This window comes from Modicisalibacter radicis (genome assembly GCF_900961225.1).
GTDB lineage: Bacteria > Pseudomonadota > Gammaproteobacteria > Pseudomonadales > Halomonadaceae > Modicisalibacter.
On the sequence record NZ_CAAHFN010000056.1, the window covers coordinates 19131 to 45221 of the forward strand.

Sequence of the window (26091 nt, forward strand, 5' to 3'; positions counted from 1 at the left end):
CCATGCCCCTGGCGGGCTACCCGGCTGTACGAGCGCGGCGCCTTCGGGCGCCGCGCTCCGTTGTCGACAGGGGTGTCAGCGTTCGGGGCAATCGATCATGCCAACCGGGTCGGCGTTCGGCGACGTTTCCTGGCACAGCGGAATGCGCTCGGAAACGATACGCCGGGCGAGTTGCCGCAAGGCACCGGCGCCTGCCGAGGCGCCGGGAACCAGCCGCGAGTCGACCGCCTGCCAATCGCCTTCGACGCGTTCGGCGAGGGTGAAGCGAAACGGATGATAGCCCGGGAAGCCCAGCCGCAGGTCGGTGGCGATGAGCGTTTCGCGGCCATCGCGTGGGGCAATCTGGTAGGCGAGAAACGGCCCGGCGAACCAGTGCAGGCGCTGGCCCGCGGCGGTGGCCCGGGCCGCCGGTTCCAGCGCCGCGCCGCGTGGAAAGCGCGTCAGACGGGGCGCACGCTCGTCGAACAGGCCGACCAGGCTTTCGTGGTAATACCCGTCCTCGACGACCGTCACCCGCCACAGCAGGCTGTTGAACGGCGTTGGCTGGACCAGACGCGGCGCCTCGGCCAGGTCGCGTTCGGCCAGGGTCGGCGCAATGCGTTCGTCGACGATGAACTTGGCGCCCAGCGTGAACAGCAGGTATGCGCCGGACAGCGCCAGTCCCCAGCAGGGCGCCCGCGACGCACCGCCGCGGACCAGGCCGATGCCCAGTGCGACGATCAGCGGCAGGGTATAGAGCGGGTCGATGATGAACACGCTGGCCCAGGCGGTCGGCGGCGACGTCAAGGGCCACCATAGCTGGGTGCCGTAGGTGGTGAAGGCATCGAGCAGCGGGTGGCTCAGCAGGCAGGCACCCAGCGTCAGCCACCAGCGCCGCAGTGAGATTCCGTGGCGTCGGGCGAAACCCGCGCTCGCAAGGGCCAGTATCGTGGCCAGCGCGGCCAGAACCCACAGCGAGTGACTGAAGCCGCGATGGTAGGTGTAGTCGGCCACGGCATCGCCGTAGTCGATGACCACGTCGAGATCGGGGAGCGTGCCCAGCGCCGCGCCCAGCAGCAGCGCCTTGCGGCCCAGCGGGCGGCCCAGCAGGCTGGCGCCGACCGCGGCGCCCAGGCAGGCCTGGGTCAGCGAATCCATGGGCGGGCCGACGAGGCCATGACAGCCAGCGGTGTCAGGGGCATGGCATCTGCATCCAGGGCGGCCGGGAGGCGCGAATGCGCGCCTGTACCGGGCAATCGTCACGATGCGCGCCGGGCAGGTAGCCGGTGCTCATCAGGAACTCGTTGACGATCTCGGGGCCGGTAAAGCGGAAGGTGCGCTTGAACAGCCGCACCCAGTCGGCCAGCGGCTGGGGGTGATGGGCGTCCAGCCAGGCCTTGAAGCTGCCGTGGTCGGCCTGCAGGGTGCGGACCACGCCGGCATTGTGGATGGCGGCGTCGACCTTGAGGCGGTTGCGGATGATGCCGGCATCGTCGAGCAGCCGCTCGCGCTCGGCGGCGCCGTAGGCCGCCACCCGCTCGATACGGAATTCGTCGAACGCCGCCCGGAAGGCCGCGCGCTTCTTGAGCACGGTGAGCCACGAGAGGCCGGCCTGGTTGATCTCCAGGATGAGGCGCTCGAACAGTTCGTCGTCGCCGGCCACGGCAAAGCCGTATTCGCCATCGTGGTAGGGGCCGTGATAGGGGTGTTGCGGAGCGTGGTCGCAGTAGTCGGACATCGCGGATTCTCTCTGCTTGTACCGCACCATTCCCGATGTGACGGTGACGGTCTTCATCGGGCATGATGCCCCAGGTGACGACACCGGGGAAAGCCGGCGGAGTCAGTGAAGTCAACGCCATCCCAATCGATAGCGAGAGTGAGGAGAGACGATGCAGTATCTTCATACAATGGTTCGCGTCAGCGATCTCGAGGCTTCCCTGCATTTCTACTGCGAGCTGCTGGGGCTCGAGGAGATCAGCCGCAAGGAGAGCGAGAAGGGGCGCTTCACGCTGGTCTTCCTCGCCGCGCCGGACGACCGGCAGCGCGCCCGCGAGGAGCGCACCGCGATGCTCGAACTGACCTACAACTGGGACCCCGAGGAGTACACCGGCGGACGCAACTTCGGTCATCTGGCCTATCGCGTCGAGGACATCTACGCGTTGTGCGAACGCCTGCAGGCCAACGGCGTGACCATCAACCGCCCGCCGCGCGACGGTCACATGGCCTTCGTCCGCTCGCCCGACGGCATCTCCATCGAGTTGCTGCAGCAGGGCGACGACCTGCCGCCGCGGGAACCCTGGACATCGATGGAGAACACCGGCAACTGGTGAGCCTTGACGCGAGAGGGCGACGCAAGGAGAGCGAGCGGATGGCACTGGATGCGACTCTGCATGCCGCGCTGCGACGCGAGGCGCAGGCGCTGGAGGGCGTGGACGAGCAGGTCTATCGCGACTTCGAGCGCGACCCCTGCGAGCCGATCATCGGCCTGGGGCCGCGCGAGGCCCGCGTGGGTATCTTCGGTCGCGACCCGGGGCGGCTGGAGGTGAAGTGGGGCGAGCCGTTCATCGGTAGCGGCGGCCAGAAGGTCCGCGAGGGGCTGTACCGGGCCCTGCACGGCGAACCGATGCCCGATTTCGAGGCCTCGCGCGAGATCGGGCGGCATTTCTTCTGGGCCAATACCGTGCCCTACAAGCCGCGGGGCAACAAGGCGTGGTCGATGGCGGTCAAGAAGCGCTTCCAGCCGCTGATCGCCCAGCTTCTGGTCGAGGAGTGGCAGGGGCGCGAGCTGGTCACGCTGGGCCGCGAGGCCTTCCTGTGGTTCGCCATCAACCAGCCGCGCGAGGTGCGTCAGGCGCTGGAGGCCTTCTGGAAGCGCGACGATCGCTTCTCGGCCAGCCATGAGACGCTGCTGGTCGATGGCGAAGGCCACGAGGCGACGTTCAGGCTGCATCCACTGCCGCATCCTTCGCCGCTCAACCAGGCCTGGTTCAAGCGCTTTCCGGATCTTCTGGCGGCTCGTCTCGAATCGCTGGATATTCCCTGACGGCGGATGGCCCGCTAGTCGGGATGCAGCGCCAGGCGCCCGCTGCCCAGAAAGACGATGGCCAGCGCGCCGAACAGGAACAGTCCCTGCAGTTCTAGCGACCAGCCGCCGTTGCCGGCCAGGGTGAACAGCTCCCCGCTGTGCACCAGGACGATGGCCACCACCATGTTGGCCGCCATCAACAACCCGGCCAGGCGTGCCTGCCAGCCGAGGATCGCCATCAGCGGGGCGATCACTTCGCCGATCAGCACGCCGTAGGCGAGAAAGGTCGGCAGACCCTGGGCGGCGATCCGGTCGCCGATCCAGCTCAGCGTACCGGGCTCGATCAGCTTGGCGATGCCGTGAAGCAGGATCAGGCAGCCGACGCCGAGCCGCAGTACCAGTTTGCCAAGGGCCTCGTTGTGCAGGGCGTTGAGCATGAAGGGGTCAATCTCTTGTTGTGAGTCAAGGCGTTACTATCCCATGCCGGGGCCTTCGAGCACAGGGTTCAGGGACGTTGCGACTCGGTTGTCGAGGCGATCGGTTACGTGGCCGGGGTGGCGGGTCACGCGATAAACAGTCTATCCTGTGGCCAATACCCCCGGCTTGCAAAACCCGGCGTCACCGCGACGCCTGCAAGCGTTCACGACCCGCCAAGGAGTGGCGTGGTCTCATCGTGGCCGGTCCGAACGGCTCGATAAACTGGTGCCTCGTGCCAGAGTCGGTAACTACCAGAACCGAGCGATATCGCCAAGAAGGCGAATCGAAGACCGCCACCCACACGGGGGCGGAAGGAGAAAAGGATTTCCATGAACGGCAAGTTCCGTAACCTCGGACACTGGCGCGCGCTGTCACTACCCGCCTGCCCGCTGCCGGCGGACCGGCAGCGCTATTTCCATACGCTGTCGCGGCTCTATCTGATCGCGACCGTGGTCTATCTGTTCGACTTCATCCCGATGTTCTGGCTGCTGGCCGATACGCGGCTGTTCATTGTCAGCGTGGCTGGGCTGGGCATGACCCTGGTCGCCCGCGAGCTGCACCGGCGGGGCTATATGGGGGCCGGTGTGCTGTTGATGCTGGCCACGATGACGGCGCATATGCTGGTCGCCATCGGCACATACGGCAGCGGTCTGGGATTCGAGCTGTATTTCGCGCTGATCCTGCTGGTCACCTATATCAGCGCCTTGTCTCAGGTCGCCAAGCTCGGGGTCAGCCTCGTGGTGATGGGGCTGACGACCTATCAATTGATGGGCGTCCCGGAAACGACGGTCGTCGACAGGCTGGGAGGGTGGGCGCCACAGGCCCTGCTGATAGCCAACCTGGCGACCCTGGGGGTGTTGTTCGCGGTGATCCTGCGCCGGCTGGAGGGGGTGTCCCAGCGCCTCGAAATCAGCTATCGGCGTCAGGCCCACCACGACGCCCTGACGGGGGTGTTCAATCGTCGAGCCGTGCTGCGCGAGGTCGAACTCGCAATGGACAATGCGCGGCCGTTCGCACTGTTGATGATCGACATCGACCATTTCAAGCCGATCAACGACCGCTACGGCCACAAGCGGGGCGACCGCGCGTTGTGCCACCTGGTGGAGTGCCTGCGGGAAAGCCTGCGCGACGAGGACACCCTGGGTCGCTACGGGGGCGAAGAGTTCATCGCCGTGCTCCATGACAAGAGGCATGGCGAGGCGCTGTGTGCCGCCGAGCGTCTGGCGGCGACCGTGCGCGAAACACCCTATGCGCTGGATGGCGGCGATTTGCACATGACCGTCAGCATCGGCGTGGCGGCCAACGGCGAGGCCCTGGATATCGATGGCCTGATCGCTCTGGCCGACCGGCGGCTCTACCAGGCCAAGCGCGACGGCCGCGATCAGGTGTGCGGTGACGACGCGCCGTCGATGCAGGACGCGTCGCCGGTGGTGCTCGACAGGGCCGCCGAACAGATGCGCGCGGTCTTCGAGCAGCGGGCCAGCTAGCCCGCTGCCACCTGCGGAGGCTTGCGCTCGGCTTACAGCGCGGCGATCTTGTCGTGCTGTTCGGCGAGCACCGCGCGACTGGCCCTGGCCTCGGCCAGCTTGGCGCGCTCCTTGTCGACCACCGCGGCGGGGGCCTTGGCGATGAATCCTTCGTTGCCGAGCTTTTTCTCGATGCCGCCGATGAACTTGTCCTGCTTGTCGAGTTCCTTGGCCAGGCGCTCGAGTTCGGCGTCCTTGTCGATCAGGTCGGCCATCGGCACCAGCACTTCCATGTCGCCGACCAGTTGCGTCGCCGCCAACGGCGCCGCGGCGGGGTCGTCGAGCCAGTGGACGCTTTCCAGCTTGGCCAGCTTGGCGAGGAACACCCGGTTGGCGGCGAGGCGCTCGCGGTCGGCCGCGCTGCCCTTGGCCAGCAGCACGTCGAGCGGCTTGCCCGGCGCCAGGTTCATCTCGGCGCGAATGTTGCGCACCGCGACGATCACTCCCTTCAGCCAGTCGATATCGCGTTCGGCCTGGGCGTCGCGCTTGCCGTCATCGGCCTGCGGCCACGGCTGGTCCATCACCGACTGCGCGGCGTCGCCATGTGTCTTGCCGGCCAGCGGCGCCACGCGCTGCCAGATCTCCTCGCTGATGAACGGCATCATCGGTTGCGCCAGGCGCAGGATCGTCTCGAGCACGCGCACCAGGGTGCGCCGGGTGCCGCGCTTGGCGGCGGGACTGGCGGCTTCATCCCACAACACCGGCTTGGAAAGCTCCAGGTACCAGTCGCAGTACTCGTTCCAGACGAATTCGTAGAGTGCCTGCGAGGCCTGGTCGAAGCGGTACTCGTCGAGTGCCCGGGTGATCTGGGCCTCGGTGTGCTGCAGCCGCGAGACGATCCAGCGATCCGCCAGGGAGAGCTCGACGTCATCGCCCAGGTCCTCGCCTTCGGTGTTCATCAGCACATAGCGCGAGGCGTTCCACAGCTTGTTGCAGAAGTTGCGGAAACCGTCGAGCCGGCCCATGTCGAACTTGATGTCGCGCCCGGTGGTGGCCAGCGACAGGAAGGTGAAGCGCAGCGCATCGGTGCCGTGGGACTCGATGCCCGCGGGGAACTCGTCGCGGGTGGCCTTGTCGATGGCGCGCGCCTTCTGCGGCTGCATCATGTTGCCGGTGCGCTTGGCGACCAGCGCCTCTAGGTCGATGCCGTCGATCAGGTCGATGGGGTCGAGCACGTTGCCCTTGGACTTGGACATCTTCTGGCCCTGGGCGTCGCGTACCAGGCCATGCACGTAGACCTGCCTGAAGGGCACCTCGCCGGTGAACTTACACGTCATCATGATCATCCGCGCGACCCAGAAGAAGATGATGTCGAAGCCGGTGACCAGCACGCTGGTGGGGTGGAAGGTCGCCAGTTCCGGCGTCTTCTCGGGCCAGCCCAGGGTGGCGAAGGTCCACAGTCCGGAGCTGAACCAGGTGTCGAGCACGTCGTCGTCCTGGGTGAGGATCACGTCGGCGGCCAGGCCGTACTTCTCGCGCGCTTCGGCCTCGCTGCGCGCCACGTAGACGCCGCCCTCGGGGTCGTACCAGGCGGGGATGCGATGGCCCCACCACAGTTGGCGCGAGATGCACCAGTCCTGCAGGTCGCGCATCCAGGCGAAATACATGTTCTCGTAGTTTCTGGGCACGAACTCGATGTCGCCGTTCTCCACCGCCTCGATCGCCGGCTTGGCCAGGCTCTCGACGGCGACGAACCACTGGTCGGTGAGCAGCGGCTCGATGACGTCGCCGGAACGATCGCCATAGGGCAGGGTATTGGTGACGCTCTCGGTCTTCTCGAGCAGCCCCGCGGCCTGCATGTCGGCGACGATCGCCTCGCGGGCGGCGTAGCGGTCGAGCCCCTGGTAGGCTCCCGGCAGCCCGGGGTCGACGTCGGCGTTGGGCGTGCCGTCGAGGTTGAAGACCTCGGCGGCGTCGCGGATCTGGGCGTCGGGGGTGAACACGTTGATCAGCACGTGGCCCTGGCGCTTGCCCACCGCGTAGTCGTTGAAATCATGGGCGGGGGTGATCTTCACGCAGCCCGAGCCCTTGTCCATGTCGGCGTGCTCATCGGCGACGATGGGGATGCGCCGGCCGACCAGCGGCAGTTCGATGAACTTGCCGACCAGCGAGGCATAGCGCGGATCGTCCGGATTGACGGCCACGCCGGTATCGCCGAGCAGCGTCTCCGGGCGGGTGGTGGCGACCACCAGGTGATCCTTGCCGTCGTCGGTGGTCACGCCATCGGCCAGCGGGTAGCGGAAGTGCCAGAACTGGCCCTGCTGCTCGCGGTTCTCCACCTCGAGATCGGAGATCGCGGTGTGCAGCGTGGGGTCCCAGTTGACCAGCCGCTTGCCGCGGTAGATCAGGCCCTCGTCGAACAGCCGCACGAAGACCTCCTGCACCGCCTTGTAGAAGCCGTCGTCCATGGTGAAGCGCTCGCGGCTCCAGTCGACGCTGGCGCCCATCCGGCGCAGCTGGCGGGTGATATGCCCGCCGGACTCCTGCTTCCACTCCCAGACCTTGTCGATGAACGCCTCGCGGCCCAGATCGTGGCGGCTCTGGCCGCTCTCGGCGGCGATCTTGCGCTCGACCAGCATCTGGGTGGCGATCCCGGCGTGATCGGTGCCCACCTGCCACAGGGTGTTGCGGCCCTGCATGCGCTTGTAGCGGGTCAGCGTGTCCATGATGGTGTCCTGGAACGCATGGCCCATGTGCAGGCTGCCGGTGACGTTGGGTGGCGGGATCATGATCGAGAAGGGCTGGCCCTCGCCCGAGGGCGCGAAACGGTTGTCGGCTTCCCAGCGCTGGTACCAGCGGGCTTCGATCTGTTCGGGTTGGTAGGTTTTGTCCATGGAGCGCTCTGTCTGACGATGGCAGCGAACGACCTGGCGCCGGCGTCATTCAATCGATGGCGCGCCTGCGGTCGAGGGCGTAAGGAAAATGGGCTCGATTATAGCGCCCGAGGCGCTCAGCGTCATGAGCGTCCAGAAGGCTAGGCTTGTTTAAAAACTAAAGCTTGTGCGCCTTCACCGGGTAGCCGCGCTGCTTGTAGGTCTGCCAGCAGTCGCGCTTGGCGGTGAGGATGTCCTGGTGCTGGTTGATGATCTCGGCGACCCGCTCGAAGCGCGAGAACCACTCGGGGATCGCCAGATTCAGGTTGAGCATCGCCTCGATGCCCGGGGCGTCGAGCGCCGGCTCGGGCAATGCCTGCCAGCCGATGGTCACCGGCACGTCGTGGCCGCTGCCGCTCAATGCGTGCGGTACGTAACTGTCGTCGCGAAAGGTCCACAGCCGCTCGTCGAACGCCCGGGCCTGATCCTCGTCCTGGGTGTGCACGTGCAGCCGGTAACCCTTGCGCCAGATGGTCTCGGCCAGCTTGCAGGCGAAGTCGAGGCGCGCCTCGCGGGTGGTATCGGGCAGGATGTAGAAGTCGACTTGGGTCACGGCTGGGGCCTGATGATGGGCTATGGGCTATGGGCTATGGGCTACGGGCTACGGACTCGTGGTAGCGAATTCATTCGCGATGGCGGTGGGCACTGTACCTCCCCGGCCATACCGGGCGCCTGACGGCGCCAATCGGGAACAAGTTCCCTCCCACAAAGGCCCCTGACCATGCTCCTGAGCCACCTTCATCGGGAACAAGTTCCCTTCCACTCGACTGCGAGTCGGTGCTGTACTGCTCGCGACTCGCAGCCCGTCGCTCGATTTGATGACTTACGCCAGGCGGGTCAGCCAGCCATGGGTATCCTCGCAACGCCCGTACTGCAGGTCGAGCAGCTTGGTGCGCAGGCGCTTGCCGATCTCGCCGCCGTTGTCGGCGGCGAGGCGGATGCGCTCCTCCTCGCCGACCAGCTCGCCGATCGGCGTGACCACTGCCGCGGTGCCGCAGGCGAAGACTTCGCTGATCTCGCCGGAAGCGGCGCCGTCGCGCCATTCGTCGATGCTGATGTGGCGCTCTTCCGGGGTCAGGCCCTCGTCGCGGGCCAGCTGCATGATCGAGTCGCGGGTCACCCCCTCGAGGATGGTGCCGGTCAGCTTGGGCGTGACGATGCGCCCGTCGCGGTAGACGAAGAACAGGTTCATGCCGCCGAGCTCCTCGACCCACTTGTTTTCCACCGCGTCGAGGAAGGCGACCTGGTCGCAGCCATGCGCCTCGGCTTCCTTCTGCGCCGCCAGCGAGGCGGCGTAGTTGCCGCCGCACTTGGCGTAGCCGGTGCCGCCGGGGGCGGCGCGCTTGTAGTTCGACGACAGCCAGATCGACACCGGCTTGACGCCGCCCTTGAAGTAGGCGGCCGCCGGCGAGGCGATCACGTAGTAGTCGACCTCCTTCGATGGACGCACGCCGAGGAACTTCTCGCTGGCGATCATGAAGGGGCGCAGGTAGAGACTGGTTTCCTCGGCGGCGCTGGCCGGGGTGGGGACCCAGGCGTTGTCCTGGGCGACCAGCGCCTTCAGCGAGCCGATGAAGTCGTCGTCGCCGAGCTCGGGCAGCGCCAGGCGGCGTGCCGAGGCGCGAAAGCGCGCGGCGTTCTTCTCGGGGCGGAAGGTCCACACCGAGCCATCGGCGTGGCGGTAGGCCTTGATGCCCTCGAAGATCTCCTGGGCGTAGTGCAGCACGGCGGCGGCGGGGTCGAGGGTCAGCGGCCCATAGGGGCGCACTTCGTGGCCGTGCCAGCCGTCGTCCGCGGTCCAGCGGATGTGTGCCATGTGGTCGCTGAAATAGCGGCCGAAGCCGGAATTGCCGAGGATCTCGTCGCGGATAGCGGTATCCGTGGGGTGGGCGGTCGGCCGTACGTCGAAGCCAGAGGTGGTCACCGGGGGTCTCCGTTACAGAACTCTGCCCCGGCAGCCGACGAGTCGCCGGGCCGTGGGCCGTTGCGGTTGGGCGTCGTCACGCAGCGGCGTGGCGAACGATGACAGCGAGAATGACATAACCGACACGGGCCGGGAAAGCCCGGCCCGGATGGTGAACGCTTCGCAACTAAAATTAGCATGCGAACGATGCGTTGCGAAGCGCCGATCGGCTTGACCGCTACTCGACGTTCTCCGGGGTCTCGCCCAGCTCGACTTCGCGGTCCAGCAGATACTGGGTCAGCAGGCCCACGGGGCGGCCGCTGGCGCCTTTCTGCTTGCCGGATGCCCAGGCGGTGCCGGCGATGTCGAGATGCGCCCAGGGGTAAGTCTCGGTGAAACGCGACAGGAAGCACGCCGCGGTGATGGAGCCCGCCGGGCGCCCGCCGATATTGGCCAGGTCGGCGAAGTTGGAGTCGAGCTGGCTCTGGTAGTCGTCCCACAGCGGCATGTGCCAGGCGCGATCCCAGGCGGTTTCGCCGGCGTCGAGCAGGTCCAGCGCCAGGTCGTCGTCGTTGGCGAACAGGCCGGTGGCGTGATGGCCCAGGGCGATCACCGCCGCGCCGGTGAGGGTGGCGATATCGACCACGCTGGCCGGCTGATAGCGCTCGGCGTAGGTCAGCGCGTCGCACAGCACCAGGCGCCCCTCGGCGTCGGTGTTGAGTACCTCGACGGTCAGCCCCTTGAGAGTCTTGATGATGTCCCCGGGCTTGGTGGCGCGGCCGTCGGGCATATTCTCGGCGCTGGCGACGATCGCCACCACGTTGAGCTTCGGCTTGAGCGCGAGCAGCGACTTGACGGTGCCGAACACGCTGGCGGCGCCGCACATGTCGAATTTCATCTCGTCCATGTCGGCGCCCGGCTTGAGCGAGATGCCGCCGGTGTCGAAGGTGATGCCCTTGCCGATGAGCACGTGGGGCGCTTCGTCGGGGTCGTCGGCGCCCTGGTAGCGCATCACGATCAGCCGCGAGGGCTCCTCGCTGCCGCGACCCACCGAGAGCAGCGAATGCGCGCCGAGCAGCTCCAGCGCTTCCTCGTCGAGGATCTCGACGTCGAGCGCGCCGGCCGAGCCCTGGCCGAGCTGTTCGGCCTGGGCTGCCAGGTAGCTCGGCGTGCAGACATTGCCCGGCAGGTTGCCCAGGGTGCGCGCATAGTTGACGCCTTCGCCGACCGCGCGGCCGACCCGCGCCCCCTGTTCGCTGGCGGTGGCTTCGGTGGGATCGCTGACCAGCAGGCTGACCCGCGACAGGCGCGGGGCCGGAGCGGGATCGGACTTGAATTCGCTGAAGCGGTAGACGGCACGCTGGGCCGCCTCGGCGGTCACGCGGGCCTTCCAGTCGGCGGTGCGGTCGGGCACGGGAACATCGCTGAAGGCGACCACGACCTCGTCGAGCGGCAGCTTCGCCAGTGCCGGAAAGGTGGCGTCCAGGGCGGTGCGCAGGCTGGCCTCGTTGCATTTGGCGCGGGTGCCGAGGCCGACCAGCATCAGACGTTCGGCGGCCAGGCCCGGGGCGAAGGGAATCAACTGCACATTGCCGAGTCCGGCATCGAAATCGCCACGCTCGATCAGCTGGCCGATCAGGCGCTCGCTGGCGTCGTCGAGCTTGGCGGCTACCGGGAGCAAGTCACCATCGGTGAATACCGGAACCACGAGGCAGGCCGTTTCGACCTTGGCCGGGTTGACGGTTAGGACAGAAAATTCCATGACATCTCCACGACAGGATATTGTGCGCGACTGGCTTGCTGACGAGACAGGCGAGCCGGGATTCTGGATAATGCCGGCACTGACACATGGCCGGCTTAACTCCCCCAGTGTACGCAAAGCACTGTGCCATTGCATGGATCGTCATACCGCGTCAGGGAGACCGATTTGATCATCTTTCGTTATCTGACCCGCGAGATACTGGTCACCATGAGCGCCGTTGCCGGCGTGTTGTTGCTGGTGATCATGGGCAGTCGCTTCATCCGCTATTTCTCCAGCGCCGCCGAAGGCGAGATTCCGGTCAGCATGCTGGGCACGCTGATGCTCTATCACCTGCCGGGGTTCCTCGAGCTGATCCTGCCTCTGTCGTTCTTCCTGGGCATTCTGCTGGCTTATGGCCAGCTCTACCTGAACAGCGAAATCACCGTGCTGGTGGCCTGCGGCACCAGCCCCAACCGCTTGCTGCGGGTGACCATGCTGCCCGCCGCGCTGGTGACCATTCTGGTCGCGCTGTGCAGCCTGTGGCTCACTCCGGCGGGGGGGCGCTACAACGAGGTGCTGATCGAGGAGCAGCAGAGCCGGTTGGATTTCTCGGCGCTCACGCCGGGGCGTTTCCAGGACTTCGGCGACGGCCGTACCGCCTACACCCAAGCGTTCAACGACGATCAGACACGCATGCAGGAGGTCTTCATCAGCGAGCGTCAGCGGCGTGACGATGGCACCCCGGAAACCGTGGTGACGCGCGCCGAGGGGGGCTACCAGACTACCGACGAGGAAACCGGCAGTCGCTTTCTGGTGTTGACCGACGGCGAGCGCTACAGCGTCGAGCCGGGACGCAACGTCGCCGAGCGCCTCGAGTTCGGCACCTATGCGGTGCGGCTGTCGCGCGCCGCGGAGATGGCTCAGCTCGACGATGCCGAGTACGCCTCGACACCCGCGCTGATCGCCTCGGGGTCCGACGAGGCGCTGGCGCAGCTGCAATGGCGCCTGAGCATGCCGCTTATGATTCCCATCCTGACCCTGCTGGCGCTGCCGCTGTCGCGGGTCAACCCGCGTCAGGGGCGTTTCGCCAAGCTGCTGCCGGCGATCTTCCTGCATATCAGCTATCTCAGCCTGCTGCTGGCGGCACTCGATGCCATCGGTCGCGGTTCGCTGTCACCGGCCATCGGCATGTGGCCGATCCACGGCGTCTATCTATTGCTCGGGCTGGGCCTGCTGCGTCGTTCGCAACTGGGAGGCAATCGCTGATGCTGGCCGATCGTTTCGACCGCTACATCGCCCGTAACGTACTCGCGGCGATGCTGGTGGTGCAGCTGGTTCTGCTCGGGCTCGACCTGGTGATCAGCTTCATCAACGACCTCAACGACGTCGAAGGCGGCTACAGCGCTCTCGACGTGCTGCTCTACCTGGGGCTGCGCTTGCCCTGGCGGTTCTACCAGTACGCCCCGGTGGCGGTGCTGATCGGCGCGCTGATCGGGCTGGGCAGCATGGCCTCGAGCAACGAACTGACGGTGATACGTGCCGCCGGACGCTCGCTGGTGCGCATCCTCTGGGGGGTGATGAAGCCGGTGGGCCTGGTGGTGATCCTGCTGCTGGTGATCGCGGAGTTCGTGACGCCGCGCAGCGAGCAGTTCGCCGAGGCCTGGCGTCTCGAGCAACTGGAGGGCGCCGGCGCGGTGCTCAGCCATCGCGGTGGCTGGCAGCGCGAGGGCGACGACTTCTATCGCTTCGGCGCCATCCGCGCCGACGATACCGTGATCGACCTGACCCGTTACCGCTTCGAGGGGCAGCGGCTGGTCGAAGCCACCCATGCGCAGCGTGCCGTGTGGATGGACGATCGCTGGGTGCTCGAAAACGTCGACACCACTCGCTTCGCCGGCGATACCACCGAAACGCAGCATGCCAGCCGGCAAGCCTGGCAGACCGAGTTCTCGCCGACCCAGCTCAACCGCCTGCTGCGCGACATCGACAGTCAGGCGCCCAGCGAGCTGTGGGCCTATGCGCAGTATCTTCACTCCCAGGGGCTCGTCGCCACGCAGCCGCTGCTGTACTTCTGGCAGAAGCTGATCATGCCGTTGACCCTGGTGTCGCTGGTGCTGGTCGCGGCCTCGTTCGTGTTCGGCCCGTTGCGCAGCGTCGCCGCGGGGACGCGGGTGTTCTACGGGGTGATCGTCGGGCTGAGCTTCAAGTACCTGCAGGACCTGCTGGCGCCGGCCTCGACCCTGTTCGGTTTCTCGCCGATCTGGGCGGTGCTGGCGCCTACCCTGGGGTGTGCGGCGCTCGGCCTGTATCTCCTGCGCCGTAGCGGCTAGGACCGAGGAATCGCTGGAGGACGCCCGGGACAGGTTGGCGACCGGCAATTGCGACCATAGTTTTTCGCGATCATGGTTGCGGCTCATCATGCGAATCATTTACATTTAACTTCGCGATGCCAAGCGAGGTTCTTATGTACGTATGTCTTTGCAAGGGCGTTTCCGACAAGGCCATCCGCCAGGCGGTGGCGGACGGGGCGCGTAGTTGGCGCGACGTGCGCGAGCAGACCGGCTGCGCGACTCAGTGCGGCAAGTGCGCTTGCATGGGCAAGACGATCGCCCGCGACGCCATGGCGGACTGTGTCATGGAGCAAGGCGCCGCTGCGCAATCCGTCGCCCTGCGCCAGCCGTCGGTGCGCACCGACCTGGCTTATGCCATCTGACGCCGCGCCGTCGAAGCAGCGATCACAGTCGCCCTCGTTATGATCCGCCAACCCTTGTCATTTGCGAGTGGGTATACGTAACATATTGCTCTGATTGGACTTTTTTCTCCTCATGAACGATACTCCCAGCATCGACGATGCTGGGGCGTAGCCGTGTGCCCGGCGATGGCAGAACAATGCACGTGAGGAGATTTTCCATGAAAGGCGATAGCAAGGTCATCGAGCACCTCAACAAGGCACTGGGCAACGAGCTGGTGGCAATCAACCAGTACTTCCTGCATGCCAAGATGTACAAGGACTGGGGGCTGCTCGGCCTGGCCAAGTGGGAATACGATGAGTCGATCGAGGAAATGCGTCACGCCGACGCCTATATCGAACGCATCCTGTTCCTCGAGGGGCTTCCCAACCTGCAGGATCTGGGCAAGTTGCGGATCGGCGAGAACACCCGCGAGATGCTCGAAAGTGATCTGGCCATCGAGCACGAAGGGCGCAACGATCTGATCGAGGCGATCGCCTACTGCGAGCAGGTGCGCGATTATGTCAGCCGCGACCTGTTCCGCAAGATCCTCGACGACGAGGAAGAGCACATCGACATCATCGAGACCGAACTCGGTCTGATCGACAAGGTGGGGCTCGAGAACTACCTGCAGAAGAAGATGCACGAGTCCGACGAGGGCTGATCGATCGCAGGCGTGACCGGACGGCGGGAGTGACCCGACCGCAAGCCGCCATGAAGAAGGCGCCCCGTGGGGCGCCTTCTCGGTTTTTACAGGGCTCCGGTGTGCCCCGGATCAGCCGAGATCGTTGACCAGCAGCGCCTCGACGGCTTCGATACGCTCGTCGAGCTTGGCCTGGTCGGGGGCGAGCACGGTGATATGGCCGATCTTGCGCCCCGGTCGCGGTGTCTTGCCGTAGTCGTGCCAGCGCGTTCCCGGTACCGCGAGTACCGCGTCGCGTTCCGGCAGGGCACCGATCACGTTGAGCATCGCGCAGGGTGTCAGCCGCTCGGTGGCGCCCAGCGGCAGGCCGGCGACCGCCCGCAGGTGGTTCTCGAACTGGCTGGTGGTGGCGCCCTCGATGGTCCAGTGGCCGGAGTTGTGGACCCGCGGCGCGATCTCGTTGGCCAATAGCTCGTCGCCGGCGACGAAGAACTCGAAGGCCATCACGCCGACATAGTCGAGCCGCTCGAGCACCCGCTGGGCGTAGTCGTCGGCGAGGCGCTGCAGCGGATGGTCGGCCAGCGGAATCGAGCAGTGCAGCATGCCCTGGCGATGCTCGTTCCTGACCAGCGACCAGGCCCGCGTCTCGCCGAGGCGATCGCGCACCGCGATCAGCGAGACTTCGTGGTCGAAGTCGACGAAGCCCTCGAGAACCAGCGGTACCTCGCCCAGCTCGGCGAAGGCGCCGCCGACGTCGGTGTGCTCGCGCAATACCTTCTGGCCCTTGCCGTCGTAGCCCAGGGTGCGGGTCTTGAGTACCGCCGGCAGGCCGATCTCGGCGACCGCGCCGTCCAGCTCGGCCTGGCTGTCGATGCGCGCCACCGGCGGCAGCGGGATCTCCAGCTCGCGGAACAGGGTCTTTTCGGCCCAGCGATCGCGCGCGGTGGCCAGGGCCCGGGCGGGTGGATAGGCCGGGCGCTGCTCGGCAAGGCGGGCGACCACTTCAGGGTCGACGTTCTCGAATTCGAAGGTCAGCGCATCGCTTGCCTCGACCAGCGTGGCGAGCGCCTCGGCGTCGTCCCAGGCGGCGTGCAGGTGGCGGCCGTGCAGCGCCGCACAGGGCGCTTCGCCCGGGTCGAGAAAGGTGAAGCGGGCGTCGAAGCCGGCGCCGGCCTCGGCGAGCATGCGGCCCAGTTGGCCGCCGCCGACGATTCCGATACGCATGGTTCAGTTCCCTCCTGGCGATGACGGGTCCGGCGCGTCGAGCACGGCCCGGGTCTGCTCGGCGCGGTACTCCTCGAGCGCGGCGCGGATATCGGGGTACTTGTTGCCGAGCATCGCCGCCGCCAGCAGCGCGGCGTTGATCGCTCCGGCGCGGCCGATAGCCAAGGTTCCGGTGGGAATCCCGGCCGGCATCTGGACGATCGACAGCAGCGAATCGACGCCGCTGAGCATGCTCGACTGGACCGGCACGCCGAGTACCGGCAGTACCGTCTTGGCGGCGGCCATGCCCGGCAGGTGGGCGGCACCGCCGGCACCGGCGATGATCACCTCCAGGCCGCGTCCGGCGGCGCCATCGGCGTAGTCGAACAGCAGATCCGGCGTGCGGTGCGCGGACACCACCCGGACCTCGTGCTCGATGCCCAGCCGCTCGAGGGTCTCGGCGGTGTGACACAGCGTCGACCAGTCCGATTTCGATCCCATGATGACGCCTACCAGTGCGCTCATGCTGCCTCCGCTTGGTTCGAGGATGTATACAAAATGACTGCACTCGGCAATACGGCGTTAAAAATTGGCTCAATGTGCTCATTTACACCCACGTAAACTCCGCTATTTCGTCAATTTTTGCCTTGTCTTGCCTTCGTTCGCCTGTTTTGTAAACACCCTCTTAGCCCGATTGCTGTCGCGTGGTCGGCCCCGCTGTACCTGGAAACCGGTTCTGCCGACCCTGAAAACAAGCGCCGGAGTATAGCATCGCCGACGCGGCAGGGCATGCGACGCGCGCGTGGCGTCAGGGGAAGGCCGCGACGAGCGCGAAGCGCGTCACCGGCTCGCCCTGTACCTCGACGTTATCGTTGAACATCGCCAGCGGCCGCACCCAGAGTCCATGGTCGCCGTACAGCGCGCGGTAGACCACCATCGGCTCCTCGCTTTCGCTGTGATGGGCCAGGCCCAGGACCTCGTAGCTCTGGCCCTTGTAGTGGCGATAGATGCCCGGTACCGGGCGGGACGCTTCATGATGCATCGGAAGACTCCTCGGGAGGGGCGATGGCGGCTTCGCGGCGGGCGCGCTCGGCCAGGCGTGCCAGGGTCCGCGAGGCGGCGACGAAACCGAAGCTGCCGGTGACGAAGGTCGCCGCGCCGAAGCCGCTGGCGCAGTCGAGCCGGGTCGCCTCGCCGAGCCCGGGCTTTTGCAGGCAGACTTCGCCATCATCGCCCGGATAGACCAGCTGTTCGTCAGAATAGACGCATTCGACGCTGAAACGGCGCCGGGGATTGCGCGAAAAGCCGAAATCGCGGCGTAGCCGGGCGCGCACCTTGGCGAGCAGCGGGTCGTGTTCGGTGCGGGTCAGGTCGGCGGTGCGGATCCGCGTCGGGTCGGTCTGGCCGCCGGCGGCGCCGGTCACCGTCAGGCCCAGCTTGCGGCGCTTGCACCAGGCGATCAGCGCCGCCTTGGCGAGGACGCTGTCGATGGCGTCGATGACATGGTCGGCGTCCTCGGGAATGCGCGCCGCAAGATTGCCGGGGGTGACGAAGGCGCTGTCGGCGGTCACCTCGAGCTGCGGGTTGATCGCCCGGAAGCGCTCGGCGAGCACCTCGACCTTGGGCCGGCCGATGGTGCCATCGAGGGCGTGCAGCTGGCGATTGACGTTGGACACGCAGACGTCGTCGAGGTCGATCAGCGTCAGCCGGCCGATCCCCGAGCGGGCCAGCGCCTCGGCCGCCCAGCTGCCCACGCCGCCGAGGCCCACCACCACCACGTGAGCGCGCCGGAAGCTGGATGCCGCCCGGGCACCGTAAAGGCGGCGTATGCCGCCGAAGCGGAAATCGTAGTCATCGTTCATGACGGATCCTCGCAGGCATGAGTGGAGGCGAAATCGGTACCCGGGGTCGGCGCGTCGCTAAAGCGATGGGCATCGGTCGGAGCGTGACCGGCCCAGCCGAAATGCGCGAACAATTGCTGCATGTCGGGCTCCAGCGCGCCGCTCAGATGCAGCGTGGCCCGACGCCGCGGGTGCCACAGGCTGAGGCCCACTGCGGCCAGCAACAGGCGTTCGCAGCCGAGCCGGTCGCGGAAGAAGCGGTTGTGCAGTCCCTTGCCGTGCTTGGCGTCGCCGATGATCGGGTAGCCGCGCCGCGACAGATGGCGGCGGATCTGATGGCGGCGGCCTGTGAGCGGGCGCGCCTCGATCAACGAATAGCGCGCCTGCGGATAACGGTCGACCTGGACCGGCAGTTCGACGCTGTCGAGTCGGCGAATCTCGGTGCAGGCCGGCTGGGCGGGCATCTCGGCCTTGGGCCGGGCGCCGTCCTCCTCGCGCAGCGGATAATCGAGGCGCTCCTGCTCGGGGCCTACCCCGCGCACCACCGCCAGGTAGCGCTTGGCGACCTGGCGGGCGGTGAACGCCTCGCCCAGCTCGCGTGCCACCTCGGGATCGAGGGCGAACAGCAACAGTCCCGAGGTCGGCCGGTCGAGGCGATGCAGCGGGTAGACGCGCCGGCCCAGTTGATCGCGCAGCAGTTGCAGCGCGAAGCGGGTCTCGCCGCGGGCCAGGGCGCTGCGGTGAACCAGCAGCCCCGAGGGCTTGCGCACCGCGACCAGGATATCGTCCTGGTAGACGATCGGCAGGCGATCGCTGGCGGGCATCGTCAGTGAATTCATGGGCAGCCAAACGGAGACGAACAGGGGCGGCATTGTCGCCGCCCGGGGCCCGCGCTGTCACCCTCATCGCCGCGCCGTCGCCGGTTTGGAGGCGGCGTGCGGCGATGCTATGTTCGTGGCCTGCGACCAACGACCGAGCGAGCCATGACCGAGCAATCCAAGCCGCGCCTGGTGGTGCTCACCGGCGCCGGCATCAGCGCCGAAAGCGGCCTCCGGACCTTTCGCGACGGCAATGGCCTGTGGGAGAACCACGCCATCGAGGACGTCGCCACGCCCGAGGCCTGGCAGCGCGACCCGGAGCTGGTGCTGCGCTTCTATGACGAGCGCCGCGAGCAGGTCCGCCAGGCGCGTCCCAATCCCGCCCACCAGGCGCTGGCGCGCCTCGAGCGGATCTTTGACGTGCGCTTGGTCACCCAGAACATCGACGACCTGCACGAGCGTGCCGGTTCCCGCGATGTGCTGCACCTGCACGGCGAGATCCTCATGGCGCGCTCGAGCGTCGATCCGCGGCTGCGCTATCCGTTACCGCGCGGCGGCATCCGGCTCGGCGACCTGTGCGACAAGGGCAGCCAGCTGCGGCCACACGTGGTGTGGTTCGGCGAGTCGGTGCCCGCCTACCCCCAGGCCTGCGACATCGTCGCCGAGGCCGACCTGCTGCTGGTGGTGGGCACCTCCCTGGCGGTGATGCCGGCGGCGATGCTGCTCGACCAGGCGCCACTCGAATGCCCCTGCGTGCTGGTCGACCCCAACGCCAGCGAGGTCGCGCCGCGCTGGGTCACTACCCTCGACGAGCCCGCCAGCCAGGGTGTGCCGCGTCTGGCCGACCACTGGTTGAGCCTGGGACGATTGCAGTTGCCGGAGTGATGCACGTCCGTGTCCAAGGTCGACTTTCCGCCGCCGGGGCGTTGCGGCATGATAGCCGGCTAAGCAACGCCCTCTGTGCCACGGCGTTGCCCAACCAGAGCCGCGCGGGTCAGCCCGCCTAGCGGCCGTCGTCTATCAGGACCTTTCAACGCTCAGGACACGTCATGTCGATCTTCGAACGCATCAACCGTCTGTTCCCCGTATGGGCCGTGCTGCTCGCGGTCGTCGCCGCCCTGCTGCCCGAGCTGTTCAACGGCCTGGCCGGTTACATCAAGACGCTGCTGGTCATCATCATGTTCGCCATGGGGCTGACGCTCTCCAAGGACGACTTCGCCCGAGTGGTCAAGTCGCCCAAGCCGATCGCCGTGGGCGTGGTGCTGCAGTTCCTGATCATGCCGCTGGCGGCGCTGCTGGTCTCGCTGCTGCTGGGGCTGTCGCCGGAGCTGACCACCGGCATGGTACTGGTGGGGGCCACCGCCGGCGGTACCTCCTCTAACGTCATGACCTGGCTGGCCGGCGGCCACGTAGCGCTGTCGGTGTCGATGACCATGGTCTCGACGCTGGTCTCGGTGTTCGCCACGCCGTTGCTGACGCTGCTGCTGGTCGGCCAGAGCGTCGACGTGCCGGTGGCCGGGATGCTGACGAGCATCGCCCAGCTGGTGGTCGCGCCGATCGTGCTGGGGGTGGTGATCCATCATCTGCTCGGCACGCGCATCCAGCGCGTCGAACCGGCGCTGGCGACCCTGGCGATGGCCGCCATCGTGCTGATCATCGCCATCGTCGTCGCCCTCAATGCCGGCAACCTGGCCACCCTGGGGCCGATCGTCGCGCTGGCGGTGATCGCCCATAACGCCATCGGCCTGGGGGGTGGCTATGCGCTGGCCCGGGCGCTGCGCTTCGACGAGCGCACCGCGCGCACCATCGCCTTCGAGGTCGGGCTGCAGAATTCCGGCCTGGCGGTGACCCTGGCCAACCAGTTCTTCACCGCCACCGCGGCGTTGCCGGGCGCGCTGTTCTCTGTCTGGCACAACGTCTCCGGCTCGCTGCTGGCGGGCTACTGGAAACGCCGCCCGGTCGGCAACGAGGCCGAACCGGCGCTGGCTCCGCGCTGAGCGAAGCGCGGGCGGCGATCCGCCGCCAACGCTTGACGGATCGCTTGAGGGGAATCGGGGCCGGGCATGCTAGACTGCCCGGCCCTTTCATTTAGCTTCCTGTCGATCGAAGCAGGGTTGCCGGGTTCGGTGCGTGTGAGTCCATGGTGAATCGTCATAGCGAGTCTTGTCGTGAACAGGACGTCCAGCGCAGCGCAGAGGCGTCGGACGACGCTCCGCGGCGCAAGCCGTTCAACGCCCGGGGCAGCTTCGTGACGCGCTGCGAGGCGTGTCGGCTGCCCAGCCTCAACTGCCTGTGCCCCTACAAGGTGGCCGCCGCCAGCGAGACCCGCGTGTGGCTGCTGACGCACCCCTACGAGCACTACAAGCCGACCAACACCGGGCGGCTGATCGGCGATATCCTGGATACCACCGAGGTCTTCACCTGGTACCGCACGGAACCCGACCCGACCCTGCTGGCGCGCCTCGAAGACCCGCGCTTCGCGCCCTTCGTGGTATTCCCCGACGATCAGCCGGACTACGCCGAGCGCGTGGTCGGCCCCGATGCCGTGCGCTCCGCCAAACGCGAGGGACGCATTCCGGTGCTGATCCTGCTCGACGGCACCTGGCGCCAGGCGCGGCGGATGTTTCGCAAGAGCCCCTATCTCGAGCGACTGCCGGTGTTGCCGCTGCACAGCGAACGCACCACCCGCTACCGGCTGCGCAAGTCGGCCTCGAGTGCGCACCTGTGCACCGCCGAGGTCGCCGCCGAGCTTCTTCACCAGACCGGCGACGGCGAGGCGGCGGCGACCCTCGACGACTACTTCGATGCCTTCAACGACAGTTACGCGGCCAGTCGCCGACACGGCAAGCTCGAGGCCCCGACCGCGGCGATGAAGCGGCTGCTGGCAAGGCGCGGCTAGGTGTCGCGTCGTGCCCCCGCCGGCAGCTTCACGTCGGCTCGTTGAATTCCTGAAAACGCCCCTTGCCCTGCTGCTTGGCCTGGTAGAGCGCCTGGTCCGCCTGGGCCATCAGGCGCTCGAGACGCTCCCGGTCCGCGCCCCGCCAGTCATGGCAATGGACGAGACCGATGCTCAGCCCTATCCCCGGATAGGCGTGACCGAGGTCGGCGATGGCATCGACCAGTCGTTGCGCGATCATGCGAGTCGCCTCGGGGTCGGTACCCGGCAACAGGATCACGAATTCATCGCCGCCCCAGCGCGCGAGAAGGTCGTCATGGCGCAGGATCTCGCTCATGGCGGTGGCGACGCGGCGCAGAAGGTCATCGCCTGCCATGTGCCCGTAGGTGTCATTGATGCCCTTGAAGCCGTCGAGGTCCGTGAAGAGCAGGCTGACCGGGAGCGTGCCGCGCCCCGGCCCGCGAATCACCAGGGCCTCGCGGAACCAGCCTTCCCGGTTGAACCGCTCGGTCAGCGGGTCGAGGCTGGCCAGTCGCCGGCTGTGATACTCCCCGAGCAGGGCCTGGGTCGACATGTCGTAAAGGGAGTGGGTCATCATGCGCAGCGCCATCCAGAAGAAGGGGCCCTGCAGCACGAATACCCAGAACCAGAGCTCCGGCTGGAAGGGGACCGCGAGCTTGAGGGGCAGGTCCAGCAGCAGGACCTGCAACATGGCATAACGGGGAGTCCCGTGAGAGAAAGCGGCTGCGGCCGATGCCAATGCGATCATGGACGGGATGGCTAATACTTGCAGAACCGCGTCGCCGCTGAGCAGGCAAAGCGCGGTGCCCAGCCCGGTCGTGGCACTCCAGAGCAGATTGGCCAGATAGATCTGATCGGCGGGTGTGGCGATGTGCCGGCGCCATTGCCGCTTGACCTGATAATGGAGCCCGACGCGATAACCCGAGATCGCGAGCGTGGCCAGAAACCAGAGCCAGAATGGCGGTGCCGGATGACGGGAGAGGGCGATGAGCGTCAGCAGGAGTGTCGTGAGCGTCCCGGACCACATGACGGATGTCTGGGTGTTGGGGCCCAGCAGCAAGCGCTGTTGAATATGCAGGGGCAAGCGGCTGTCGCAGAGCAACCAGTACATGAAGCGCCAGTGCGGAATGGAGTAGGCGTTGTGGTGCATGTAAAGCTTGCTGGGCATTTGGGACTGGCCTTTGGGGAGCAACGACCTCGTCGTGCAGCGGTAGACTCGTCGACCGCTTTCTGCGGAAAGTAGCCGTCATCGTTATCGGGTCCTGGCTGCCTGTGTCGCGGCTTGAGGCTCTATCAATCTTATCGGCAAGACCAGACGCCCCTTAAGGAGGTTCTGGCAGTAACGTTATATCGTTGCAACATGGACTGGGCACATGGCATGTCCGCCGGATCGCGGTGACCGGCAGTGGCGAAACCTTTCTCGTCCACGCGCGGCGCTCGTTGCAGCTGCAACGCAAGGCGATCACGGCGCTGGGCCGCTCGCAGCCGTTATCGCCGGGGAATGCCCTGCATCACGGCCACGGCAATCAGGACCAGCAAGCCACAAGACAATAACGGGGCTTGAAACATTGGGCTCCTTGTTTTCGTCTGGCGTTCAACCCAACAACTGCCCGGCGATGCGCAACCCGGCGATCCAGGTGCCGGCCGCCGAGCCGACGGTGGCGAGCAAGAACACCAGCAGCGTGCGCGACACCCGGTTGCGCCACCAGCCCTTGAGCGAGGCGACGTCGTGGCGCAGCCGCGAGAAGTCGCGCACCTTGGGCCGGCGCATCGCCAGCTCGACGCCGGCGGCGACGAAGCCCGCGCCGATGGTCGGGTTGAGCGAGGTCAGCGGGGCGGCGAAGAAGGTCGCCAGAATCGTCAGTGGATGGGCCAGGGCGATCGTCGCGCCCAGTGCCGACAGCACCCCGTTGATCAAGAACCACTCGCCGATCAGCTGCCAGCCGAGCTGGGTATCGCGGGAAAAGCCGATCGCGAAGCCGATCAGCACCAGCGCGGTGATCAGCCAGGGAATCGCCTTCCACCAGCGTGCCCGCGGCTTGATGGCGTCGAGTGCGGCGCGTTCGCTGGCCGGTTCGGCGGGCGGCGGCGCCCTGAGATGCTCGGTCAGGCCCTTGAGATGGCCGGCGCCGACCACCACCAGCACCTCGCGATAGCGCGCCGGTGTATTGTCCTCGGCCAGGCGCAGCGCCATGTAGCGATCGCGCTCGCTGATCAGCGGGGTGTACAACGCCTCGGACTGCTGGGCGAACTCGGCGAAGGTCGACTCCAGCACGTCGCCCTGCTTGAGCCGCTCGATGTCCTCGCTGGAGATCTTCTGCCGCGAGACCAGGCTGCCGGCGAGCCCGCCGATCAGGCTGGCGCGTTGCCACCAGGGCACGTTGGCGTAGATGCGCTTGAGGGTCACGCCGATGTCGCGGTCGATCAGCAGCAGCGGCAGCTCGGCACGCCGGCAGGCCTTGACCGCCTCGCGCATCTCGGCGCCGGGCTCGATCCCCGACTGTTCGGCGACGCGCTGCTGGAAGGCGCCCAGCGCCAGGCTGGCGGCCACCATGCCGGCCTTGCCCTGGCGAAACACCTGGAACAGATCCTGATCGGCGAGGGTGTTGGGCTGGGTCAGGCTCTGATGGCGCGATTCGCAGAGCTCGATGGCCACCGCATCGAAGTCGCCGGACTCGATCAACTCGCGCACTTCGTCGGCGCTGGCCCGCGAGACGTGGGCGGTACCCAGCAGGGTGTAGCGGGTATCGCCGCTGACGACCACCTCGCGTGGGCCGCTGGCGGTATCCGGGGAGGCAATGTCCTGCGTATCGGTCATGGGGGCTCGCTGGCTGTAAGGCAGAAGCTCGATTATCCACATCGCGGGCGGGCAGACCAAACCCGGGTGTGGCCCGGCGGCTGCCGCCCGTGGCAGGCGAAGCCTAGCGGCGCCAGAAGGCCGGCGTGAACAGCACCAGCACGGTGAAGATCTCCAGCCGCCCGAGCACCATCGCCGCGACCAGGATCCACTTGGCCAGCGCGGGGATATCGCCGTAGTCGTTGGCGACCTCGCCGAGCCCCGGCCCCAGGTTGTTGAGTGCCGCGCCCACCGCCGACCAGGCGGTGACCTGATCGAGCCCGGTGGCGAGCAGGCCGACCAGCATCAGCAGGAACAGCATCACATAGACCGAAAAGAAGCCCCATACCGCCTGGGCCACATTGTCGGTGATCCGCGCCTTGCCGACCTTGATCGAGATCACCGCGTTGGGATGGATCAGTCGCAGCACCTCGCGCATGCCCTGCTTGAGAATCAGCAGGATGCGCACCACCTTGATGCCACCGCCGGCGGAGCCCGAACAGGCGCCGACGAAGGCGGCGACGAACAGCAGAAACGGCAGTGCACCGGGCCAGGCCGAGAAGTCGGCGACGCCGAAACCCGCGGTAGTGGCGACCGATACCGATTCGAAAAGCCCGTGACGCAGCGCGGTGAGGTCGTCGTTGGTGTTGCTGATCAACAGGGTGGCGATGCTGATCAGGCTGAGCAGCAGCAGAAAGAGGATAAAGAAACGGAACTCGGGATCGGCCAGATAATGTCTGATGCGCTTCTCGCGCCACACGGCGAAATGCAGGCCGAAGCTGATCGACGAGACGATCATGAAGAACACGCAGATCAGTTCAATGGTCGCGCTGTCGAAGTAGCCGATACTGGCGTCGTAGGTCGAGAAGCCGCCGATGGCCACGGTCGAGAAGCTGTGGCCGAGGGCGTCGAACCAGTTCATGCCGGCCACCCAGTAGGCCAGGAAACAGGCCAGTGTCAGCGCCGCATAGATATACCACAGGGCCTTGGCGGTCTCGGTGATGCGCGGGGTGAGCTTGGAATCCTTGAGCGGGCCGGGGATCTCGGTGCGGTAGAGCTGCATGCCGCCGATGCCCAGCGTCGGCAGGATCGCCACCGCCAGCACCACGATGCCCATGCCGCCGAGCCATTGCAGCTGCTGGCGGTAGTAGCGGATCGAGTCGGGCAGCAGGTCGATGCCGGTGATCACCGTGGCGCCGGTGGTGGTCAGCCCCGAGAACGATTCGAAGACGGCGTCGGTCCACGACAGCGCCGGGTCGCTGGCGAGCATCAGCGGCAGCGAGCCGAACAGCCCCAGCACGCTCCAGAACATCACCGTGATCACGAAGCCGTCGCGGGTGCGCAGCTCCTTGCGCGCGCGGCGGTTGGGCACGTAGAGCAGCGCGCCGGTGACCGCGGTGATGGCCAGGGCGATGGCGAAGGCCTCCCATACGCCGTCGGCGAACAGCCACGAGATCAGTATCGGCGGCAGCAGGGTCAGGCTGAACAGCATCAGCAGCAGCCCCAGGATGCGCAGGGTGACGCGGGGACTCAAGAGCGCACGCTCCTTGTCGAATGAGGCATCGTCACTGGCCAGTACC

General features: G+C 66.8%; 25 protein-coding genes. 10 read left to right on the forward strand and 15 right to left on the reverse strand.

Going from position 1 to position 26091, the window contains the following annotated elements; translation table 11 throughout:
- Positions 1-75: 75 nt before the first annotated feature.
- Positions 76-1137, reverse strand: a complete 1062-nt coding sequence (locus HR9077_RS08085) for a metal-dependent hydrolase (RefSeq protein ID WP_136066505.1) — start codon at positions 1135-1137, stop codon at positions 76-78.
- 34 nt (positions 1138-1171) lie between these two features.
- Positions 1172-1717: a DNA-3-methyladenine glycosylase I gene (locus tag HR9077_RS08090; protein ID WP_136066506.1), complete on the reverse strand. Its 546-nt coding sequence runs from the start codon at positions 1715-1717 to the stop codon at positions 1172-1174.
- 151 nt (positions 1718-1868) lie between these two features.
- Here HR9077_RS08090 and gloA point away from each other — a divergent pair, with 151 nt between their 5' ends.
- Together gloA and HR9077_RS08100 are read left to right on the forward strand one after the other, a co-directional pair.
- The gene (gloA, locus tag HR9077_RS08095) at positions 1869-2309 is read left to right on the forward strand and encodes a lactoylglutathione lyase (RefSeq protein WP_136066507.1); all 441 of its coding nucleotides are present in this window, start codon (positions 1869-1871) and stop codon (positions 2307-2309) included.
- Positions 2310-2347: 38 nt separating this feature from the next.
- Complete coding sequence (locus tag HR9077_RS08100) at positions 2348-3022, forward strand: uracil-DNA glycosylase family protein (RefSeq protein ID WP_136066508.1); 675 nt, start codon at positions 2348-2350, stop codon at positions 3020-3022.
- Positions 3023-3036: 14 nt separating this feature from the next.
- On the opposite strand, the gene HR9077_RS08105 is transcribed toward HR9077_RS08100, so the two are convergent.
- A complete protein-coding gene (locus HR9077_RS08105; protein ID WP_136066509.1) occupies positions 3037-3441 on the reverse strand; it encodes a DoxX family protein in 405 nt (134 codons plus the stop codon).
- A gap of 369 nt (positions 3442-3810) precedes the next feature.
- Between HR9077_RS08105 and HR9077_RS08110 the strand changes: the two genes are divergently transcribed.
- Positions 3811-4968 (forward strand): GGDEF domain-containing protein, encoded by a 1158-nt coding sequence (locus HR9077_RS08110; protein WP_136066510.1) that lies wholly within the window; start codon positions 3811-3813, stop codon positions 4966-4968.
- Between the two features lie 32 nt (positions 4969-5000).
- On the opposite strand, the gene HR9077_RS08115 is transcribed toward HR9077_RS08110, so the two are convergent.
- From HR9077_RS08115 to HR9077_RS08130, 4 genes are all read right to left on the reverse strand, one after another.
- Complete coding sequence (locus HR9077_RS08115) at positions 5001-7841, reverse strand: valine--tRNA ligase (protein ID WP_136066511.1); 2841 nt, start codon at positions 7839-7841, stop codon at positions 5001-5003.
- Between the two features lie 157 nt (positions 7842-7998).
- Entirely contained in the window at positions 7999-8433 is a 435-nt protein-coding gene (locus HR9077_RS08120; protein ID WP_136066512.1) for a DNA polymerase III subunit chi, read from the reverse strand.
- A 270-nt stretch (positions 8434-8703) separates the two neighbouring features.
- The gene (locus tag HR9077_RS08125; RefSeq protein ID WP_136066513.1) at positions 8704-9804 is read right to left on the reverse strand and encodes a branched-chain amino acid aminotransferase; all 1101 of its coding nucleotides are present in this window, start codon (positions 9802-9804) and stop codon (positions 8704-8706) included.
- A gap of 217 nt (positions 9805-10021) precedes the next feature.
- Positions 10022-11545, reverse strand: coding sequence for a leucyl aminopeptidase (locus HR9077_RS08130; RefSeq protein ID WP_136066514.1), 1524 nt, complete (start codon positions 11543-11545; stop codon positions 10022-10024).
- A gap of 165 nt (positions 11546-11710) precedes the next feature.
- Here HR9077_RS08130 and lptF point away from each other — a divergent pair, with 165 nt between their 5' ends.
- From lptF to bfr, 4 genes are all read left to right on the forward strand, one after another.
- Positions 11711-12790, forward strand: a complete 1080-nt coding sequence (gene lptF / locus HR9077_RS08135; RefSeq protein WP_136066515.1) for an LPS export ABC transporter permease LptF — start codon at positions 11711-11713, stop codon at positions 12788-12790.
- Positions 12790-13854 carry an LPS export ABC transporter permease LptG gene (gene lptG / locus HR9077_RS08140; protein ID WP_136066516.1) on the forward strand — a complete coding sequence of 355 codons (1065 nt, stop codon included), beginning with the start codon at positions 12790-12792 and terminating at the stop codon, positions 13852-13854. The genes lptF and lptG overlap by 1 nt, the downstream gene beginning before the upstream one ends.
- Positions 13855-13988: 134 nt before the next feature.
- Positions 13989-14237, forward strand: a complete 249-nt coding sequence (locus HR9077_RS08145; RefSeq protein WP_244613097.1) for a bacterioferritin-associated ferredoxin — start codon at positions 13989-13991, stop codon at positions 14235-14237.
- A gap of 197 nt (positions 14238-14434) precedes the next feature.
- On the forward strand, positions 14435-14917 hold the full coding sequence (bfr, locus tag HR9077_RS08150; protein ID WP_136066517.1) for a bacterioferritin: 483 nt from the start codon (positions 14435-14437) through the stop codon (positions 14915-14917).
- A gap of 111 nt (positions 14918-15028) precedes the next feature.
- Here the strand turns inward: bfr and HR9077_RS08155 are convergent, their stop codons facing one another.
- The 5 genes from HR9077_RS08155 to HR9077_RS08175 form a co-directional block, all read right to left on the reverse strand.
- Positions 15029-16120 carry a 5-(carboxyamino)imidazole ribonucleotide synthase gene (locus tag HR9077_RS08155; protein ID WP_136066518.1) on the reverse strand — a complete coding sequence of 364 codons (1092 nt, stop codon included), beginning with the start codon at positions 16118-16120 and terminating at the stop codon, positions 15029-15031.
- Positions 16121-16123: 3 nt separating this feature from the next.
- Positions 16124-16624 (reverse strand): 5-(carboxyamino)imidazole ribonucleotide mutase, encoded by a 501-nt coding sequence (gene purE, locus HR9077_RS08160; RefSeq protein WP_136066519.1) that lies wholly within the window; start codon positions 16622-16624, stop codon positions 16124-16126.
- A gap of 283 nt (positions 16625-16907) precedes the next feature.
- On the reverse strand, positions 16908-17141 hold the full coding sequence (locus tag HR9077_RS08165; protein WP_136066520.1) for a DUF1653 domain-containing protein: 234 nt from the start codon (positions 17139-17141) through the stop codon (positions 16908-16910).
- Positions 17131-17961 carry a tRNA cyclic N6-threonylcarbamoyladenosine(37) synthase TcdA gene (gene tcdA / locus HR9077_RS08170; RefSeq protein WP_136066521.1) on the reverse strand — a complete coding sequence of 277 codons (831 nt, stop codon included), beginning with the start codon at positions 17959-17961 and terminating at the stop codon, positions 17131-17133. The genes HR9077_RS08165 and tcdA overlap by 11 nt, the downstream gene beginning before the upstream one ends.
- Positions 17958-18779, reverse strand: coding sequence for a pseudouridine synthase (locus HR9077_RS08175; RefSeq protein ID WP_244613099.1), 822 nt, complete (start codon positions 18777-18779; stop codon positions 17958-17960). Before HR9077_RS08175 ends, tcdA begins: the two co-directional genes overlap by 4 nt.
- Positions 18780-18923: 144 nt before the next feature.
- On the opposite strand from HR9077_RS08175, the gene HR9077_RS08180 reads away from it, so the two are divergent.
- From HR9077_RS08180 to HR9077_RS08190, 3 genes are all read left to right on the forward strand, one after another.
- Entirely contained in the window at positions 18924-19643 is a 720-nt protein-coding gene (locus HR9077_RS08180; protein ID WP_136066522.1) for an SIR2 family NAD-dependent protein deacylase, read from the forward strand.
- Between the two features lie 164 nt (positions 19644-19807).
- Complete coding sequence (locus HR9077_RS08185; protein ID WP_136066523.1) at positions 19808-20755, forward strand: bile acid:sodium symporter family protein; 948 nt, start codon at positions 19808-19810, stop codon at positions 20753-20755.
- A gap of 146 nt (positions 20756-20901) precedes the next feature.
- Positions 20902-21657, forward strand: coding sequence for a tRNA-uridine aminocarboxypropyltransferase (locus HR9077_RS08190; protein ID WP_244613101.1), 756 nt, complete (start codon positions 20902-20904; stop codon positions 21655-21657).
- A 28-nt stretch (positions 21658-21685) separates the two neighbouring features.
- Here the strand turns inward: HR9077_RS08190 and HR9077_RS08195 are convergent, their stop codons facing one another.
- The 3 genes from HR9077_RS08195 to HR9077_RS08210 all read right to left on the reverse strand — a co-directional run bounded on the left by HR9077_RS08195 (position 21686) and on the right by HR9077_RS08210 (position 26045).
- Complete coding sequence (locus HR9077_RS08195; RefSeq protein ID WP_136066525.1) at positions 21686-22843, reverse strand: GGDEF domain-containing protein; 1158 nt, start codon at positions 22841-22843, stop codon at positions 21686-21688.
- 426 nt (positions 22844-23269) lie between these two features.
- Positions 23270-24493, reverse strand: coding sequence for a TraB/GumN family protein (locus tag HR9077_RS08205; RefSeq protein ID WP_136066526.1), 1224 nt, complete (start codon positions 24491-24493; stop codon positions 23270-23272).
- Between the two features lie 103 nt (positions 24494-24596).
- Positions 24597-26045: a TrkH family potassium uptake protein gene (locus HR9077_RS08210; RefSeq protein ID WP_136066527.1), complete on the reverse strand. Its 1449-nt coding sequence runs from the start codon at positions 26043-26045 to the stop codon at positions 24597-24599.
- Positions 26046-26091 lie beyond the last annotated feature (46 nt).

What these genes read in the sequence shown, in the direction of transcription:
- bfr (WP_136066517.1), top strand. Translation starts at nt 14,435, where the DNA reads ATGAAAGGCGATAGCAAGGTCATCGAGCACCTCAACAAGGCACTGGGC.
- HR9077_RS08085 (WP_136066505.1), bottom strand. Translation starts at nt 1,137, where the DNA reads ATGGATTCGCTGACCCAGGCCTGCCTGGGCGCCGCGGTCGGCGCCAGC.
- HR9077_RS08115 (WP_136066511.1), bottom strand. Translation starts at nt 7,841, where the DNA reads ATGGACAAAACCTACCAACCCGAACAGATCGAAGCCCGCTGGTACCAG.
- HR9077_RS08105 (WP_136066509.1), bottom strand. Translation starts at nt 3,441, where the DNA reads ATGCTCAACGCCCTGCACAACGAGGCCCTTGGCAAACTGGTACTGCGG.
- HR9077_RS08165 (WP_136066520.1), bottom strand. Translation starts at nt 17,141, where the DNA reads ATGCATCATGAAGCGTCCCGCCCGGTACCGGGCATCTATCGCCACTAC.
- gloA (WP_136066507.1), top strand. Translation starts at nt 1,869, where the DNA reads ATGCAGTATCTTCATACAATGGTTCGCGTCAGCGATCTCGAGGCTTCC.
- HR9077_RS08155 (WP_136066518.1), bottom strand. Translation starts at nt 16,120, where the DNA reads ATGCGTATCGGAATCGTCGGCGGCGGCCAACTGGGCCGCATGCTCGCC.
- HR9077_RS08145 (WP_244613097.1), top strand. Translation starts at nt 13,989, where the DNA reads ATGTACGTATGTCTTTGCAAGGGCGTTTCCGACAAGGCCATCCGCCAG.
- tcdA (WP_136066521.1), bottom strand. Translation starts at nt 17,961, where the DNA reads ATGAACGATGACTACGATTTCCGCTTCGGCGGCATACGCCGCCTTTAC.
- HR9077_RS08110 (WP_136066510.1), top strand. Translation starts at nt 3,811, where the DNA reads ATGAACGGCAAGTTCCGTAACCTCGGACACTGGCGCGCGCTGTCACTA.
- HR9077_RS08180 (WP_136066522.1), top strand. Translation starts at nt 18,924, where the DNA reads ATGACCGAGCAATCCAAGCCGCGCCTGGTGGTGCTCACCGGCGCCGGC.
- purE (WP_136066519.1), bottom strand. Translation starts at nt 16,624, where the DNA reads ATGAGCGCACTGGTAGGCGTCATCATGGGATCGAAATCGGACTGGTCG.
- HR9077_RS08100 (WP_136066508.1), top strand. Translation starts at nt 2,348, where the DNA reads ATGGCACTGGATGCGACTCTGCATGCCGCGCTGCGACGCGAGGCGCAG.
- HR9077_RS08185 (WP_136066523.1), top strand. Translation starts at nt 19,808, where the DNA reads ATGTCGATCTTCGAACGCATCAACCGTCTGTTCCCCGTATGGGCCGTG.
- HR9077_RS08130 (WP_136066514.1), bottom strand. Translation starts at nt 11,545, where the DNA reads ATGGAATTTTCTGTCCTAACCGTCAACCCGGCCAAGGTCGAAACGGCC.
- HR9077_RS08205 (WP_136066526.1), bottom strand. Translation starts at nt 24,493, where the DNA reads ATGACCGATACGCAGGACATTGCCTCCCCGGATACCGCCAGCGGCCCA.
- HR9077_RS08195 (WP_136066525.1), bottom strand. Translation starts at nt 22,843, where the DNA reads ATGCCCAGCAAGCTTTACATGCACCACAACGCCTACTCCATTCCGCAC.
- HR9077_RS08090 (WP_136066506.1), bottom strand. Translation starts at nt 1,717, where the DNA reads ATGTCCGACTACTGCGACCACGCTCCGCAACACCCCTATCACGGCCCC.
- HR9077_RS08175 (WP_244613099.1), bottom strand. Translation starts at nt 18,779, where the DNA reads ATGAATTCACTGACGATGCCCGCCAGCGATCGCCTGCCGATCGTCTAC.
- lptG (WP_136066516.1), top strand. Translation starts at nt 12,790, where the DNA reads ATGCTGGCCGATCGTTTCGACCGCTACATCGCCCGTAACGTACTCGCG.